The following is a 16,632-nucleotide window of genomic DNA, read 5'->3' as shown; positions in this document are numbered from 1 at the left end:
CCGAGGCGCCGCATCGACCACGCGCCCCGGAACGGGCTGAGCCGTCCTCAGGGGGAGGTGTTCTCGGCGGTTCTGCGGGCCCAGCGATAGTCGGCTTTGCCTGCGGGCGAGCGCACCATTTCCGTGACGAACGCGTACGTGCGGGGCACCTTGTAGCCGGACAGCTGGGTCCGGCAGTGGGCGTCCAGGTCGGACGCGGTCAGCTCGACGCCGGGGCGTGGCTCGACCACGGCGGCCACCCGATCGCCCCACCGCTCGTCCGGCACCCCCGTGACCACGGCGTCGAACACCGCAGGATGCCCCTTGAGCACCGCCTCGACCTCCTCGGGGAACACCTTCTCGCCGCCCGTGTTGATGCACTGCGAGCCGCGGCCGAAGACGGAGACGGTGCCGTCGGCCTCGACGGTGGCCAGGTCGCCGGTGAGCAGCCAGCGGGTGCCCTGCTCGTCCGTGACGAACGTACGGGCCGTCTTGTCGGGGTCGTTGTAGTAGCCGAACGCCACCCGTCCCGATCTGGCGAGCGTGCCGATCTGTCCGGAGCCTGGCTCGACGGGCCGGTGCTCGTCGTCCAGCACGGCCAGTTTCACGACGGAGTTCGGCTGGTAGCGCAGGCCCTTCTCGGGCGACGACCCGGCGACGCCCGAGGCGGTGTAGCCGGACTCGGTCGAGCCGAAACTGTCGAGGATCATGACGTTCGGCAGCAGTTCCTGCAGCCGGTCGCGTACGGCGCCGGACAGGATGGCGCCGGTCGAGCTGACCGCGAACAGCGACGACACGTCGTACGTGCCGCGCGCCAGCTCCTCGGCCAGCGGACGGGCCATGGCGTCGCCGGTGATGTTGAGGGTGTTGACCCGCTCGCGGGCGATGGTCCGCAGCACCTCGGCGGCGTCGAACTTGCGGACGTACACCATGGCCGAACCCATCCACCAGGCGAGGAACGTGGCCATCTGCGCGGCGCCGTGCATGAGGGGCGGCGCGGCCATCAGCACCAGGGGCGTGGCCTTGACCGCCTCGTCGACGACCTCCTGCGGGGTGGTTCGCGGCTGCCCGTACGGGTTGCCGCCGCCGAAGCCCATGAACAGGTCCTCGACGTGCCACATCGCGCCCTTCGGCAGGCCGGTGGTGCCGCCGGTGTAGATGATGTACACGTCCTGGCCCGACCGCTTGGGGAAGCCCCGCTCTGGCCGTCCGTGCTCCAGGGCGGTCGCGTACGGCACGGCCGTGGCGATCGACGGCGGCCCGCCCACCGCGATCAGGTGGTCGAGCAGCGGCGCGCGCCCGGCGACGGCGGCCACCCTAGGCTCGAACTCCACGTCGTAGATCAGCGCCCGGATGTCGGAGTCGCGGTAGAGGTAGAGCAGTTCGGCCTCGACGTAGCGGTAGTTGACGTTGATCGGCACCGCTCTGATCTTGAGGGCGGCCAGCAGGCCGGCGACGTACTCGACGCCGTTGTAGAGGTGCAGGCCGACGTGCTGGCCTGGTTCGACGCCGAGGTCGGTGAGATGGTGGGCGAGCCGGTTCGCCTCGGCGTCCAGCTCGGCGAAGGTGCGGCGGTCCGCGCCGCAGACGACGGCCGTCCGCTCCCCCGCGGCGTCCGTCAGCCCTTCGAACAGGTCTGCGTGGTTGAACTCCACCGGGACCTCCAGGGTGTGATGGGTCTCCCCCGCGGCGTCAGGGCCGCTCCCGTGCGACGATCCACATCGCGAAGAACTGCGCTCCTCCGCCGTACGCGTGGCCGAGCGCCGTACGGGCGCCGTCCACCTGGTGGTCGCCGGCCAGGCCGCGCACCTGCTGGGCGGCTTCGGCGAACCTGATGAGTCCCGAGGCGCCGATCGGGTTGCTCGACAGCACCCCGCCGGAGGCGTTCCACGGGATGTCGCCGTCGAGGGCCGTGGCGCCCGACTCGGTGAGTTTCCAGCCCTCCCCTTCCGCCGCGAACCCCAGGTTCTCCAGCCACATGGGCTCGTACCAGGAGAAGGGGACGTACACCTCGGCGACGTCGATCTGCCGCCGTGGGTCGGTGATGCCGGCCTGGCGGTAGACGTCGGCCGCGCAGTCGATGCCCGCGCGCGGGCTGACGGTGTCGCGCCCGGCCCGGAAGATCGGCTCGGAGCGCATGGCGGTGCCGTGCAGCCAGGCGGGGGTGCCGGTGACGGCCGACTCGGCGGCCAGCACCATCGCGCAGGCGCCGTCGCTCGACGGGCACGTCTCCAGGTAGCGGATCGGCTCCCACAGCATGGGCGTCGACTCGACCATCTTCCTGTCGATGCCGGGGATCTTCAGGTGCGCGTACGGGTTCTTCAGCGCGTTGCGGCGGTCCTTGACCGCGACGAGGGTGCCGATGTGACCGGGGGCGCCTGACCTGCGGATGTAGTCGCGGATGTGCGGCGCGAAGTAGCCGCCCGCGCCGACCACCAGTGACGCGCTGAACGGCAGGTGCGTGGACAGCGCCCAGGTGGCGTTCGACTCCGACTGCTTCTCGTACGCCACGACCAGCACCCGCTCATGCACCCCGCCCTGGACGAGCGAGGCGCCGGCCAGGGCCGTGCTGCCGCCGACGCTGCCCGCGGTGTGCACCCGCATCATGGGCTTGCCCGCCGCGCCGAGCGCGTCGGCGAGGTACGCCTCCGGCATCATCACGCCCTCGAACAGGTCGGGGGCCTTGCCGATGACGACGGCGTCGATGTCCTTGAAGGTCAGCCCGGCGTCCTCCAGGGCCCGCAGCGCCGCCTCGCGCACCAGCCCGGCCATGGAGACGTCGCGCCGCTTCGTGGTGTAGCGCGTCTGGCCGACGCCGATGACCGCGCACCGGTTTCCCATCTCAGGCCTCCAGGACGGTGACGAGGTTGTGCTGCAGGCAGGGTCCGCCCGCGGCGTGCCCGACGGTGCGGCGGGCGGACCCGTCGAGGATGGGCCGGGCGGCCTCGCCGATGCGGATGAGTCCGGTGGCCATGACGGGGTTGGCGGCCAGTGGCCCGCCGGAGGGGTTGACCCCGGTGTCCTCGCGCAGGTCGAGGGCGCGGCGCAGGATGATCTCCTCGTGCGGGAACTGGGCGTGCAGCTCGGCCACCTCGACGGGGCCCTCGCCGACCCCGGCGGCCCGCGCGGCGTCGGCCGCGGACGCCGAGTGCGCGAGGTCGCGCATCCCGGGGTAGTGCGGCTCGATGCGGTGGGCGATCCCCCGCACGTAGGCGGGGTTCGGGCACAGCCGCCGGGCCAGGTCGCCGGTGGCGAGCACGACCGCCGCCGCGCCGTCCGTGACGGGCGGCACGTCCGTCGTCAGCAGCGGCCGCACCGCATGGTCCCCACCGGGGTCGGAGTCAGGGTCGGGGTCGGGCAGGTCCAGCGCGTACGGGTTCGCGCGGCCGTCGGCGCGGCTGCGGCGGACGATGTCGTCGAGCTCCTTGCGTTCCGCGCCGACCGCGGCGGCCTGGAGCGCGGCCAAGGAGAGCAGGTCGAGGCCGAGCGGCGCCAGATAGTACGGGTCGAGCTGCAGCGTCGCGATCGTGCGCAGGTCGCCGAGCGACGACTTGCCGAAGCCGTAGACGAGGGCCGAGTCGATGTCGCCGTGCTGGAGGCGCACCCATGCCTCGTACAGGGCCCAGGCGCCGTCCATCTCCACGTGGCTCTCGGAGATCGGCGGCCAGGCCCCCAGCGCGTCGAGGGCGGACACGAACGAGAACGGGGCTCCGGCCAGGTAGTCGCAGCTCCCCGAGCAGGTGAAGCCGAAGCGGCTGAGGCCCGTACGCTCCTTGACCTCCTCGATCACGGGACGGATCAGCTCAGGCTCGCTCAGCCCGGTGTCGTGGGACGTGTGCCGCGTCTGGGCGAACGCGACGATGGCGACCTCTCTCATCACAGCTCCACGTCGGGCTCGCCGGTGGGGGCGAACCAGCGGATGTTCGTCATGGACGCGGTCCGCTCCTCCGTCGGGACCCAGACGGCCCTGACCCGCATGCCGTGCCGCACCTCGTGCGCGGGCACGTCGCCGACCAGGGCGATCATCGGGATGTCCGCGCCGTCGAGCAGGATGTACGCCGACACGAACGGCACCTGCGGCGCGCGCGGGTCAGGCAGGTTGTTGATCGCGAACGTGGTGACCGTGCCGGTGCCGGGCAGCTCGACCGGCTCGCCGATGGCCGTGCCGCACTCGGGGCACGACAGCCGGTACGGCACGTACACCTTCTCGCAGGACTGGCACCGCCCGCCGAGGAGCACCCCGCGTTCGACGCCCGCCAGGAAGACGCCCAGCGCGCCGCCCGCCCGCAACCGGTACTCGGCGCGCACCGGCGCGACGATCTTCGTGACCTCGGGGACGAAGTGCGACAGGTCGGTGACGTTGCCGGTGGGCCGCTCGCTCCAGACCGGCCAGACGCGCGTGCCCGTGGCGATCGCCTTGGGGTTCCCGGCGTCGACGGCGTGCAGGAGGGCGGTGTCGGCGCCGTCGAGCGCGATGAGCGCCCAGGCGAAGGGACGGTCGAGAGGGTGTCCTTCCAGCGGCTCGTCCACCCACGCGCACGTGGTGACGGTGCCGGCCGGGCCGACCTGGACGTACTCGCCGGTGACGGGGTCGCCGGTGCCTGGGTCGTACTCCAGCGGCGGCACCAGTACGCGGCCCTCGGCCGTGCGCACGCCGACGATGCGCCGGGCGCGCAGCTCGCTGAGGAACCGCCCGATCACCGGCCCCGTCGTGCGGGTGTAGCCGCCGGGGAACTCGAGGACGTGCCGGGCGGCCGGCGGTTCAGATGGCACGGTCGTGTCCCTCCCAGTACGGGTCGCGCAGCTTGCGTTTGAGCAGCTTGCCGTTGGGTTCGCGGGGCATCTCGGCGATGAAGTCGATGCTCTTCGGCCACTTCATCCGCGACAGCCGGCCCTCCAGCGAGGCCAGCAGCTCGGCGGCCAGCGCGGGGCCCGGCTCGACGCCGGGGGCGGGTTCGACGACGGCCTTGATCTGCTCGCCCCACTCCTCGTCGGGGATGCCGAACACGGCCACGTCGGCCACCTTCCGGTGGACCATGAGCTCGTTCTCGATCTCGGCGGGGTAGATGTTGGCGCCGCCGGAGATGATCAGGTCGGCCTTGCGGTCGCAGAGGTAGAGGAAGCCGTCGTCGTCCAGGTAGCCGATGTCGCCGACGGTGAAGAAGTCCTTGAGGCGGTTCGCGGCCGTCTTGGCCGGGTCGCCCTTGTACTCGAAGCCGGTGCCCGGCATCTTCATGTAGATCGTGCCTGGCGTGCCGGTGGGGACGGGCTCGCCCGCGTCGTCCACGACGAGCAGCTCGCTGATGGGCCACGGCTTGCCGACGGTGCCCGGGTGCGCCTTCCAGTCCTCGGGGGTGGCGATGGTGCCGCCGCCCTCGGTGGCCGCGTAGTACTCGTACACGCAGTCGCCCCACCAGTCGAGCATCGCCTGCTTGACGGGCACCGGGCAGGGCGCTGCCGCGTGGATCATCCAGCGCAGGGAGGACAGGTCGTAGGCCGCGCGGGTTGCGTCCGGGAGCGCGAGCAGGCGCTTGAACTGGGTCGGGACCATGTGCGAGTTGGTGATCCTGTGGCGTTCGACCAGCCGCAGCATCTCCTCGGAGTCCCACTTGTCCATGTAGACGAGCGTGTGCCCCATGTGCAGGGCCGTCCCGCCGAACTGGGTCACCGCCGTGTGGTAGCTGGGGGACGTCACGAGGTGCGCGTTGGGGCGGCCAGGAGTGATGCCGAACATCGCCGGCAGGAACGTCATGAGCTCGGCCGAGTCGTCCGGGTCGAGTCCGGTGAGCGGCCTTCTGACGCCTTTGGGCTTGCCGGTGGTGCCCGAGGTGTAGTGCATGGTGGCGCCCGCCGTGCGGGCGTCGGGGGTGGTGGCGGGCCATCCGTCGGTCAGCTCGCGGGCGGCGCGGAAGCCCGCGCGTTCGTCGTCGCCCAGCAGGAAGCGCCGGTGCGGCTCGACGGCCGCGGCTCCGCGCGCGCCCTCCTCCAGGAATCTCGGGTGGACGAAGAACGCCTTGGCCTCGCTGTCGGCGACGATGTAGGCGATCTCAGGGCCGGTGAGGTGCCAGTTGACGGGCGTGTAGTACCAGCCGGCCTGCAGTGCGGCCAGGTAGAGGACGAGACCGTCTGCGCCGTTGGGGACCAGGCCGCAGACGCCGTCGCCGGGCTCCAGCCCGAGGTCGCGCAGGCCGTGCACGAGGCGGTTCGCGCGGGCCAGGAGGTCACCGGCCCGATGCTCCGTGCCGTCGGGATCGACGGCCGCCACCCACTCCGGATCACTCTCCGCGAGCCTCCAGAAACCCCGTGCCATGAGAACTCCCTGCGAAATGAGCCTTGAGCGTGTCTGATGGGGGTCGCCCTCGCAAAACAGGAACCTGTTCTTGTTATTGGTCGGAGCGTATCCTGGCGCCACATCTGTAGCAAGCGCTTGATTCAGCCAGTTCGGAGGCACCCGTGGAGCTCCTGCCGATCAGCACCCCGCACTGCCGGATCGAACGCGACGAGCACGTTCTCGTCGTCACCATGAACCGCCCCGAGGCCCGCAACGCGCTCTCCGCCGACATGCTCGTCGGCCTGGCCTCGGCATGGGCGTACGCCTCCGAGGAGCGAGACGTCCGGGTCGCCGTCCTCACCGGCGCGGCGGGCACGTTCTGCTCGGGCGCCGACCTCAAGGCCATGGGCACGCCGTCGTCCGACCCGGAGGTGCGGGCCAGGGCCCTCGAGATGACCGACTTCCACTGGAAGGGCCTGCTGCGCCAGGACCTGCCCACCAAGCCGGTCATCAGCGCCGTCGAGGGGTACGCGGTCGCCGGCGGCACCGAGCTGCTGGTGGGCACCGACCTGCGGATCGTGGCGGAGTCGGCCACTCTCGGGCTGTTCGAGGCGAAGCGCGCGCTGTTCCCCATGGGCGGCAGCGCCGTACGCCTGCCGCGCCAGATCCCGTACTGCCACGCCATGGACCTCCTGCTCACCGGACGCGCGGTCACCGCGGCCGAGGCGCTGTCGATGGGGCTGGTCAACCGGGTCGTCCCGGACGGGCAGGCGCTGGCCGCGGCCCGCGAGCTGGCCGCGGCCGTCGCCGCCTCCGGGCCGCTGGCCGTCCAGGCGATCCTGCGGACGTACCGGGACACGCTGGGCATGCCGGAGCCGGAGGCGTTGCGGGTGTCCGACGAGCTCGGCTGGCCGGTGATCGGCTCGGAGGACGCCAAGGAGGGCACCCTCGCCTTCCGCGAGAAGCGCCCCCCGGTGTACCGAGGCCACTAGTCGGCGGTGATGCGCTCCAGACGTTCGAGGGCGTCGCCGTACTCCTCCACGAGGCCGAACACGACGTCCTTGGCGGAGCGGACCTGGTTCATGATGCCGATGATCTGCCCGGCGGGGAACGTGGCCAGCTCGGCGGCCTCGGAGCGGCCGATGCGGCGCAGCGCGTCGGAGACCAGCATGAACTGCAGCGGCATCGGCAGCGTCCCCGGCGACTCCTGCGACTCCCACGCCTCGGTCCACTCGTTCCTGAGCAGCCGGGCGGGCTTGCCGGTCCAGCTCCGCGACCGTACGGTGTCGCGCGAGGTGGCCTGGAGGATGCGGCGCCTGGCCATCTCAGGGGTGTCGGCCTCCTCGACCGTGAGCCACAGGGAGCCGGTCCACACACCCTCGGCCCCGAGCGCCATCCCGGCGGCCATCTGGCGTCCGTTGCCGATGCCGCCCGCCGCGAGGACGGGCACGTCCACGGCGTCCACCACCTGCGGGATGAGCACCATGGTGGAGATCTCGCCGGTGTGGCCGCCGGCCTCGGTGCCCTGGGCGACGACCACGTCCACGCCCACCTCGACCTGTTTGAGCGCGTGGCGCGGGGTCGAGGCCAGGGCCGCCACCTTGACGCCGTGGTCGTGGGCGAGCTTGACGACGTCGGCGGGCGGCGGACCGAGCGCGTTGGCGAGCAGCGCGATGGGGTGCCGCAGCGCGACCTCGACCTGGGGGCGGGCGGTGGCGTCTGTCCAGCCGAGCAGGACCCGCCCGGGGTCCGCGTCGGCGGCCAGCTCGGGCACCCCGTGCCTGGTGAGGAGGTTCTCGACGAACGACCGGTGCCCTTCCGGGATCATCGTCTGCAGCCGGCCGACGAGCTCGTCGGCGGGGAAGTCGGCCCCCGCGTACGACGCCGGCATGACCACGTCGACGCCGTACGGCCTGCCGTCGACGTGGTCGTCGATCCACGCGAGCTCGGTCTCGAGCTCGTCGGGTGTGAAGTAGAGCGCCCCGAGCACCCCCATGCCGCCAGCCCTGCTGACGGCGGCGACCACGTCCCTGCAGTGACTGAACGCGAAGATCGGGAGCTCGATTCCGAACATGTCCGTGACGCGTGTCCGCATGGCCCGACGATACGTCCGGGCACAGCGCACTGCAACGCGTTCTACATCGGGCTCGGTGCGCTGAGCCGCTCGCGAAAACCCGTTACAACGCCCGGCCCCGCCCGACGCGGGCGGTCACGGCGGCGGCGACGAGCAGGACCGCGCCGAGGGCGACCAGGACCAGCGGGACGACGTTGCGCAGCAGGTGGACCTGGAACTTCGCGTCCTCGGCGTTGCGCACCAGCTCGTCCACGGTCTGGTCGGTCATCCGCGCGTCGGCGACGAAGGCGGGCGAGCGCTCGACGCCGTCCTGGGTCTTCAGCACCTCGTGGCGCTGCAGTTCCTGCCGCACCGGCGAACCTGTGACCGGCTCCACCCAGAACGTCTTCTTGGCGTCGTACCAGCGGCCGACCCGCACGTCGCCCTTGCCCTTCATGTCGAGCGCGCTCGCCGGGACCGTACGGCTCTCGGTCATGGTCGGCGGGACGGTCTGCTCGAAGACGTAGACGGGCAGGCCGTTCACCGTCTCCTCGCCCGAGAACCGCGCGTCGAACGCCTTGCGCGCGATCGGGTCGAACACCTGGTACGTCTTCTTCTCCACGCCGAAGGGGAACTTGTAGACCTGCCCCGTCATCGGCACGGGCTCCTTGTCGACGCCGGCGCCGCAGCAGTTGACGGCCTCGCCGGTACGGCGGTCGAACGCGCTGCGGCGCTCGGCCATGTCTATGAACGAACGCTTGTTCGTCACGTCGTTGACCACGACCGCCTCGTCCCAGACCACCCGGTCGGAGGTCGCCTCCTTCGCGTCGCCGCGCGTGGTGACGATGATGTCGAGGTCACCGGTGAGGACCTTCAGGTCCTGCAGGGAGAAGTACTCGGCGTCCTTGGCCTCCAGCCGCGAGATGCCGAACTGGTTGGCGGGCGCGGAGACGATCTGGTCGGCCGCCCAGAACTTCAGCAGCGGCGCCAGTGTCACGAAGAAGGCCCCGAACCCGATGAGGACGAGCGTGGAGATCCGACCCATCGAGGCCTCCGGATTTATCAGACATGTCAGCGGTCAGTGTCAAGCAAAGGGACGGTAACGGACAAACCATCGCAACCTAAGAGATAGAAACAAGTTCTATCGTGGTTCGTCCGAATCACGAAAGCGGAAGGGTGAGGCCGGGATGAGAGGCAGGGACGCCGCCCTCGACGGCATCCGCGCGCTGGCCGCGCTCGGCGTCTGGCTGCTGCACGTCGGGAGCAACACCGGCGTGATGTACCGCGAGGGCCTGCTGGCCTGGATGATGAGCCGCCTCGGCGTCGCCGTACCCATCTTCTTCCTCCTGTCGGGCCTGCTGCTCTACCGCCCGTGGGCGCGCGCGGTGATCGAGGATACGCCACGCCCGCGAACACCGCGTTACCTGTGGCGCCGGGTGCTGCGGGTGATGCCGCTCTACTGGCTGGTGACCGGGCTGACGCTGTGGGCGTGGAGCTCGTTCGACCTGACCGGCTGGCTCACCTGGATGCTGCTCGCCCAGAACCACTTCCCCGGCGACGACACCACCCCCGACGGGCTCTACCAGATGTGGACGCTGCCCGTCGAGATGTCGTTCTACCTGCTGCTGCCGCTGATCGCCTGGGCCCTGCACCGGTGGGCGCGGTGCGGGAACCGGCCCGTCCGCCTGCTCGCGGGCATCGGGGTGCTGCCGCTGGTCTCCGTGGTCACCGTCGTCGTGGCGCGCGTGTACGACCTGCCGCAGCTCGGGACGCTGCTGCCGTACCAGCTGGTGTTCTTCGCCTGCGGCATGGCCCTCGCGGTGCTGTCGGTGTGGATCGGGCACAGCCGGGTGGTCGAGTCGCTGGCGCCGCAGCTGCTCGTGCTGGCGGGGCTGGTGTACGTGCTGCTCAGCACCGAGCTGGCCGGGCCGCGCACGCTCGCGCTGCCCACGCTGTCGCAGTCGCTGTGGCGGCTCTGCCTGGAGGCGGCGGTGGCGGTGCTCGTGGTGACGCCGTTCGCGCTCGCGCCGGGGTCGGGCGCGCTGCGCGACCGCGTCCTCGGCCACCCGGTGACGGCCTACTTCGGGCGCATCTCGTACGGCTTCTTCCTGTGGCACGTGCCGGTGATCACGTTGCAGCTCAAGCTCATGGGCGCGCAGCCGTTCGGCGGCGACCCCGCCGGGGTGGCGGTGGTGTCCTTCGTGGTCACGACGCTGCTCAGCGTCGTCTCCCACCACCTCGTCGAGCTGCCCGTGCTCAGGCTCGCCCGGACCGAGCGAGCTCCCGATCGGCCGCGCGAGGCTCCGCCGCAGGTCGCTCGCGTCCCCTGACGAGCGCGCCGACGAGCACGCCCACGGCGGCGGACGCGACGAGCTGCGGCACGGCGTCCGCGAGCAGGACGTCGAACCCGTCGAGCCCGTGGCCGCGCAGCACCAGGCCCGCCGCCAGGGACACCGCGGCCGCGCAGCACAACCCGGCCGCCGCCACCGGCGCGGGCAGCCTCCTGGCGCGCAGCAGCAGCGTCAGCAGGACGGCGCAGACCACCACGACCATGCCCGGCCAGCTCGCCACCCAGCCGCCCACCGCCGCCCCCAGCACGAGCGCGGACGGCGCCCGCAGCCGCGACAGCCGCGCCGCCCCTGGCTCGGCCGTCCCACTCGGGTGTTCGGGACGCGGCCCGCGCAGCGCGAGGGCGACCACGGCGAGCAGCGCGATCCCGGCCAGTCCGAGCAGGATCGCGAGCCGGTAGAGGCGGTCGGGCGCGTACTCCAGCCGCACGGTCCCCGTGGTGCCGGCAGGCAGCACCCAGCCCTGCTTCCAGCCGTCGATCCGCACGGGCGTGAGCGTCCTGCCGCCCGCCCTGGCCTGCCAGCCGTCGTTGAAGTTCTCGTCGACGACGAGGAACGCCTCCTCCCGCGCGTCGACCCGCACCTCACGCACGGACGGCGTCCAGACGCCGGGCACAGCCGGCCCGCTCGCCGCGCTCGGCCTGTCGGGCAGGTCTCCCACCGCGAGAGCGTCGATCGTGTACGGGCTCCAGCCCGCCACACGCACCCGGTTGTCGCCCGCCGTCAGCCTTGCTCCTGAGCAGCCGGTGATCCGCACGGGCCGCTGCTCCAGCAGGTCGGCGTGGGTGCCGTCCACCCTGGTCTCGACCGGACGGCCGTTCACCTCGATCCGGGGGCCGAGCCCGCAGGCCAGCCGGAGCCGCCCGTCGGGGAACCTTCCCACCGGGTTCACGCCGGGCACCACCAGCTCGGTCACCTGCAGCCGCTTGGAAGCCGGGACGAAACGCAGTTTGAGCCGGGTGGTGGTCAGCGGTTCGAAGGTGAGGTAGCCGCTCTCGTCCACCCGTCCCGCGCGGGCCTCGCCGCGGTCGCCGGTCACGATGACGTCGAGCGGCTGCCGGTCGTCGCCCGCCCGCTGGATCCGCAGGCGGGAGAGCGTGCGCGCGCCCTTCCACGCGAGGGTGAGCGTCGGCTCGGTGTCGCCGGGGTCGGGGACCCAGGTGGTGCTGCCGTCCGCGTCGAACGCCGCCCGGGGCGAGACCATCGCGTCGCCGGTCAGCTGGGACGAGCCGGTCACGGTGGTCAGGTCGGCACGCAGGCGGGTGAACCGGTCGATCAGCTCGGGGTCGTGCAGCACCGCCGTCCCCCGCACACCGGCGGTCGTGTCGGACGCCGAGCGGAAGGTCCGGTCGAACCCGGTCTCCTCGCCGCGCCGCGACAGCGCCACCTCGTTGCAGACCCAGCGGGACTCGTTGCGCATGCAGGCGGGCCGCGCGTCCGAGCCGCCGTCCATGACGTACGCGTCCCCGCCCTGGCCGGGCAGCCGGATCGTCCGTTCTGGGGTGACGCCGGGAATCGACAGCTCCACCACACCGACGCGCTGCCCGTAGCTCCACTGCTGCGCGGCCGTGCCGGTCACCTTGATCCGCAGCCAGGTCGTGGGCCCGTCCGGCACGCGCAGCCGCTGCGCTTGTGTGGTGCTCCGTACGTCCTGGACCAGGCTGCCCGCCGCCGTCTCCACGGCCACCTGGCTGATCTCCTGCCCGAGCAGCAGGCCGGAGGCGAACATGGCGTCCACGTACGGGACGCGGGCCGGGCGGGGCAGGTCCACGCGCAGCCACTCGCCCTGCGGGCGCTTCGAGCCCTCGCTCTCCCAGGCGGTGGCGGGGTTGCCGTCCAGCGCCGCCCACGGGCCGCCGCCTGGCGTGCTCGTCCCGGGGATCGCGTACGGGTCGGCGACCGAGGACGACGCGGTGACGTCGGAGACGCCGTGGTACTCGGCGACGGCGGTCTCGTCGAGCCAGCCGTCCTCCAGCAGGTCCAGCGCCCGCACGCCCGAGAAGTCGGCCTTGTGGTCGGCCGTCAGCGTGGGCGACCGGTTCGACCGGATCTCGCCGAACGAGCGCTCGCGCAGCCGCAGCCCGTCGCTGACCACGGCGGGGAGCTTCCTGGCGCCCTTGTCGCCGTTCACCAGGACGGGGCCGTCGTCCAGCAGGCCGAGGTCGCCCATCGCGAACAGCGAGTCAGGGCCGCCGCGCACCTCCGTGGCGGCGGCGGCCGGCTGCACGGAGACCAGGTCGGACGCGCCCGCCACCTCGTACAGGTCGAGCGCGGGGAAGGGCGCGTCGAGCGTGTTCACCGCGTCGTCGCCCGTCTGGTCGCCGACGGGCGGGCCGAACGAGCGCACCTTGGTGATGCCGGGCGACGCGCGCAGCGCCTCGAAGATCCGGGCGGGCCAGGCCCCCTGGAGGTTCGCCCGGGCGAGGTCGTTCCTGACGAGCAGGTAGCGCACGCCCATCCGGCGCAGCACGGCGGTGAGGCCCGGCGAGCCGTGCCCGGCGGTGAGCCGCTGGTCGACGGCGTCGAGCAGCCGGGTCAGGCCGACCGAACCCGGCGGCGTGATCTGGCGGGTGGTCCAGCGGGCGACGGTCAGGGCCTGCAGCGGCTCGTCCAGCGGGCGGCCCCAGACGTACTCGCCGGCCTTGGCGCCGGGCACGACCAGCACGCCGCTGTCGCCGGCGTGCTCGTCCAGCCAGGCCGCCGCCTGCCGCCAGTGGGCCGGCACGTCGGCGAACTCGCCGGGCGAGGCGATCCCCTGGTTGGCGACGGGCACGAGCAGCGCGGCGAAGGCGGCGACGGCCACCGTACGGACCGGTATCCGGGCCCGCGCCAGCAGGTGGGCGAGGCCGAACGCGAGCGCGAGCCGGACGAGCGGGTCGAACTTGCGCAGGTTGCGCAGCGGCGCGAGCGGCCCGTCCAGCAGCCGGCGCACCGGCTCGGCCACGACCGGTTCCAGGACGCTGATGTGCCCGGCGGTCAGCGCGAGCACGCCCACCAGGAAGAGCGCCACCACGAACCCCCGGGCGGGCAGGTCGGAGCGGGCGAGGCCGGCCAGGCCGAGCGCGGCGATGGCGCCGGTGACGACGACCATGGCGGCGGAGGTGGCGATGGCGAACCCGGGCGGCTGCTCCATGACGCCGCCCACCGGCAGGTAGCGCACCCAGTCGGAGGCGCCGCGCAGCACGTTCGTGAGCGAGGTGACGGCGGTGGTTGTCCCGGCGGTCTCGGTGTACGGCAGGAACGAGAACGCGTACCGGCCGACCAGCAGCAGGGGCAGCGACCAGGACAGGGTGGCGACCGTGACGGCGGCCGACCACCAGCCGAGCATCCGCAGACGCGGCACCGGCCGGGGCCTGGTGAGGATGTACAGCAGGGGCGCGACGAGCACGGCGAGCACCGCCGCCGCGTTCACGCCGCCGCACAGCGCGACCGCGAGCGCCGACCTGACCGCCCCGCGCACCCGCTGCCCGGTCCGTGACGCGGTCAGCAGCGGGAGCACGATCCACGGCAGCATCGCGGCGGGCAGCCACTCGACGGAGATCTCGCCGAGGATCGACAGCGTGCGCGGGGCCAGCGCGTACGCCAGCGCGGCGACGATCCGGGTGCCGGGCGTGCCGACGCCGAGCTGCCTGGCCAGCCGCTCGACCCCGAGGAAGCCCGCGCACAGCAGCAGCGTCAGCCAGAGCCGCTGGGTCACCCACGGCGCGACCCCCGCGAGGTCGCCCAGCGCGAAGAACGGGCCCATCGGGAAGAGGTAGCCGGCCACCTGGTTCTGCAGCTGGCCGAAGTGCTGCAGGTCCCACAGGTGGGTCGCGCGCTCCAGCCAGCCGACCGGGTCGAGTGCGAGGTCCAGCTTGGTGTCGGAGATGATCCTGCCGGGCTTGGCGGTGAACGCGAGCAGCCCGAACGCGAGGCAGCACAGCAGCAGCCAGAGCCGCCGCCTGCCCTCCTCCCCCACGGGACGGCCCGCGCCGGTGCGGCGGCCGGCGACGAGCCGGTCGGTCGGCAGCAGGGTCACCGTTCGCTCCCCGCATCACCCTCGGCAACGTCCGTGAGAGTCGGAAAGGCTCCCGGCCCTGGGTCCTCGCCGCGCAGGACCGCGGTGACGCCGGCGGCGGTGCGGTCCCAGGAGAAACACCCCGCCCATTCCCGACATTTCACGCTATAAGGGTGGTCCAGCTCGTCGAGGGCTCCGGCGATGCCCTTGGCCAGGTCCGTCCCCTCGGCCAGCAGCCAGCCGGTCTCCCCGTGCCGTACGGCGTCGCACAGCCCGTCCACGTCATAGGCGACCGTCGGGACGCCGAGGGCGGCGGCCTCCAGCACGCTGAGCCCCCAGCCCTCGCCCTGCGACGCGCTCACGTGCAACCATGCCCGCGCCACCACCCGCGCCTTCTCCTCCTCCGGCAGGTAGCCGTGCAGCACCGCGCCCTCGGGCAGCCGGGCCCGCAGCTCCGCCTCCAGCGGGCCGGTCCCGACGACGTCCACTACCAGGCCGGGGAAGCGTTCGCGCAGCTCGGGCAGCGCGTCGAGGAGCAGATGGACGCGCTTGTGCGCGACGAGCCGCCCGACGCAGACGATCCGCGGGACCTGGCTCTTGCCGACGTCCGCGACCGTCGCGACATTCACCCCGTTCGGCACGACATGCACCGGCCCCCGCCAGCCGAGCCGCTCGCGCATGGCCCGCTCCGTGGACGGCGACACCGCCACGCTCGCCCGCCGCCGGTAGCTCCACCGCGACACCGGCCCCTCCAGGAACCGCCCGAACGCCGCCAGCCACCCCGGCAGGTGCATCCCGAACTGCCGGTCGTGCACGTGGTGCACCACGCACACCACCCGGGTACGCCGCCGCACGACCCACGGGGTGAAGAACGGGATGCCGTTCTGGCAGTCGAGCACGGCGTCGAAGCGTCCACGGCGCGCCAGCAGCCAGGCCAGCACCAGGGGGTAGACGGTGAACGTCCCGCCCATCCGCGCGAAGCGCACCCCCTCCACGACCTCGCTCCTGCGCCGGCCGGGCGCCCGCGCGGTGACGTACCGGACGTCGTGGCCGGCCCGCGCGAAACGGCGGGACAGCTCCCAGGCGAAGGTCTCGGCGCCGCCCGCCTGGGGGTGCCAGGGGTCACGCCAGTTGACGACGGCGATCCTCATGGGTATCCGACGGGGTCGAGCGGCGGCTCCCAGGCCGGCTGCCCGGCGGACTGCCCGGCGGACTGCCCGGCTGCCCTGGGCCTGGCGCGCAGCCGCAGCCAGATCCGTCCCAGCTCCAGCACGATGCCGAACGCGTGCCGGGGCGGCGAGAAGCGCGAGCCCGGCATGTCACGCCAGCGCACGGGGATCTCCGTGACCCGCGAGCGCCGCGCCAGGCAACGGGCCAGCAGCTCGACGTCGAAGGCGAAGCCGGAGGTGCGCAGCTGCGCGGCGATCTCGCGGGCCAGGCCGCCGTCGAAGAACTTGAAGCCGCACTGGGTGTCGCCGACGCCGGGCACGAGCAGGCGGGCCAGGGCGCGGAACCCGTACGCGCCCGCCTCGCGGATCCGGCTGTGCCGGTTCTCCACGTGGGAGCCGCGGTGCGCCCGCGAGCCGATCACGACCCGCTCACCCGACCTCAGCAGGTCCAGCGCCACGTCGATCGCGGCGAGATCGGTCGCCATGTCGGCGTCGCAGAAACCGACGTACGGCGCGCTCGTGGCGAGCAACCCGGCGCGCACGGCCGCGCCCTTGCCGGGGGTCGCGCACCGCACCAGACGGACCGGTACGTCGCCGCCCGGCCAGGTCGTGACGATCTCGGCCGTGCGGTCGGTGCTGTTGTTGTCGACGACGATGACGGCACTGGCGAACGGCATGCGGGCGAGCTTCGCGCACAGCTGCAGGAGCCCCCCGGGAAGCCGTCGTTCCTCGTTGTGGGCGGGAACGACGATCTCAAGCAGTGGTGTCCGGCTCGCCCTCCCGTGCCCGTCCGGGTCGTCCCGAGAGGGTGGCAT

Annotated in this window: 12 protein-coding genes; 2 read left to right on the top strand and 10 right to left on the bottom strand. The window is 72.6% G+C overall.

Annotation, left to right across the window (positions count from 1 at the left end):
* Nucleotides 1-47: 47 nt before the first annotated feature.
* From BLR04_RS14020 to BLR04_RS14000, 5 genes are read right to left on the bottom strand one after another with little or no spacing between them, the layout of a single operon-like run.
* The gene (locus BLR04_RS14020; protein WP_090763816.1) at nt 48-1,634 is read right to left on the bottom strand and encodes an acyl-CoA synthetase; all 1,587 of its coding nucleotides are present in this window, start codon (nt 1,632-1,634) and stop codon (nt 48-50) included.
* Nucleotides 1,635-1,671: 37 nt separating this feature from the next.
* A complete protein-coding gene (locus BLR04_RS14015) occupies nt 1,672-2,820 on the bottom strand; it encodes a thiolase domain-containing protein (protein ID WP_090763813.1) in 1,149 nt (382 codons plus the stop codon).
* Between the two features lies 1 nt (nt 2,821).
* Nucleotides 2,822-3,856: a lipid-transfer protein gene (locus BLR04_RS14010; protein WP_090763810.1), complete on the bottom strand. Its 1,035-nt coding sequence runs from the start codon at nt 3,854-3,856 to the stop codon at nt 2,822-2,824.
* Nucleotides 3,856-4,752 (bottom strand): OB-fold nucleic acid binding domain-containing protein, encoded by an 897-nt coding sequence (locus BLR04_RS14005; RefSeq protein WP_245740239.1) that lies wholly within the window; start codon nt 4,750-4,752, stop codon nt 3,856-3,858. Before BLR04_RS14005 ends, BLR04_RS14010 begins: the two co-directional genes overlap by 1 nt.
* The gene (locus BLR04_RS14000) at nt 4,742-6,289 is read right to left on the bottom strand and encodes an acyl-CoA synthetase (protein ID WP_090763807.1); all 1,548 of its coding nucleotides are present in this window, start codon (nt 6,287-6,289) and stop codon (nt 4,742-4,744) included. The genes BLR04_RS14005 and BLR04_RS14000 overlap by 11 nt, the downstream gene beginning before the upstream one ends.
* Nucleotides 6,290-6,432: 143 nt before the next feature.
* Between BLR04_RS14000 and BLR04_RS13995 the strand changes: the two genes are divergently transcribed.
* Nucleotides 6,433-7,242, top strand: coding sequence for a crotonase/enoyl-CoA hydratase family protein (locus tag BLR04_RS13995; RefSeq protein ID WP_090763804.1), 810 nt, complete (start codon nt 6,433-6,435; stop codon nt 7,240-7,242).
* Here the strand turns inward: BLR04_RS13995 and BLR04_RS13990 are convergent.
* Nucleotides 7,239-8,345: an NAD(P)H-dependent flavin oxidoreductase gene (locus BLR04_RS13990; protein ID WP_090763801.1), complete on the bottom strand. Its 1,107-nt coding sequence runs from the start codon at nt 8,343-8,345 to the stop codon at nt 7,239-7,241. The two genes, BLR04_RS13995 and BLR04_RS13990, sit on opposite strands and share 4 nt — an antisense overlap.
* An 82-nt stretch (nt 8,346-8,427) precedes the next feature.
* Nucleotides 8,428-9,348 carry a cell envelope lipid trafficking protein PgfA gene (pgfA, locus tag BLR04_RS13985; RefSeq protein ID WP_090763799.1) on the bottom strand — a complete coding sequence of 307 codons (921 nt, stop codon included), beginning with the start codon at nt 9,346-9,348 and terminating at the stop codon, nt 8,428-8,430.
* Nucleotides 9,349-9,490: 142 nt separating this feature from the next.
* Here pgfA and BLR04_RS13980 point away from each other — a divergent pair, with 142 nt between their 5' ends.
* The gene (locus tag BLR04_RS13980) at nt 9,491-10,633 is read left to right on the top strand and encodes an acyltransferase family protein (protein ID WP_090763796.1); all 1,143 of its coding nucleotides are present in this window, start codon (nt 9,491-9,493) and stop codon (nt 10,631-10,633) included.
* Here the strand turns inward: BLR04_RS13980 and BLR04_RS13975 are convergent.
* Genes BLR04_RS13975 through BLR04_RS13965 form a run of 3 tightly spaced genes read right to left on the bottom strand, consistent with a single transcriptional unit; the run spans nt 10,560 to nt 16,632 of the window.
* Nucleotides 10,560-14,669, bottom strand: coding sequence for an alpha-(1->3)-arabinofuranosyltransferase domain-containing protein (locus BLR04_RS13975; RefSeq protein ID WP_090763793.1), 4,110 nt, complete (start codon nt 14,667-14,669; stop codon nt 10,560-10,562). The genes BLR04_RS13980 and BLR04_RS13975 overlap by 74 nt on opposite strands.
* Nucleotides 14,666-15,799: a glycosyltransferase family 4 protein gene (locus tag BLR04_RS13970; protein WP_090763790.1), complete on the bottom strand. Its 1,134-nt coding sequence runs from the start codon at nt 15,797-15,799 to the stop codon at nt 14,666-14,668. Before BLR04_RS13970 ends, BLR04_RS13975 begins: the two co-directional genes overlap by 4 nt.
* Nucleotides 15,796-16,632 (bottom strand): glycosyltransferase, encoded by an 837-nt coding sequence (locus tag BLR04_RS13965; protein ID WP_090763787.1) that lies wholly within the window; start codon nt 16,630-16,632, stop codon nt 15,796-15,798. The genes BLR04_RS13970 and BLR04_RS13965 overlap by 4 nt, the downstream gene beginning before the upstream one ends.

Origin of the sequence: Nonomuraea maritima, from assembly GCF_900100395.1 — a bacterium.
Classification (GTDB): Bacteria; Actinomycetota; Actinomycetes; order Streptosporangiales; family Streptosporangiaceae; genus Nonomuraea; species Nonomuraea maritima.
Note: the sequence above shows the minus strand (reverse complement) of the source record. Positions and strands in the feature narration are given on the sequence as shown.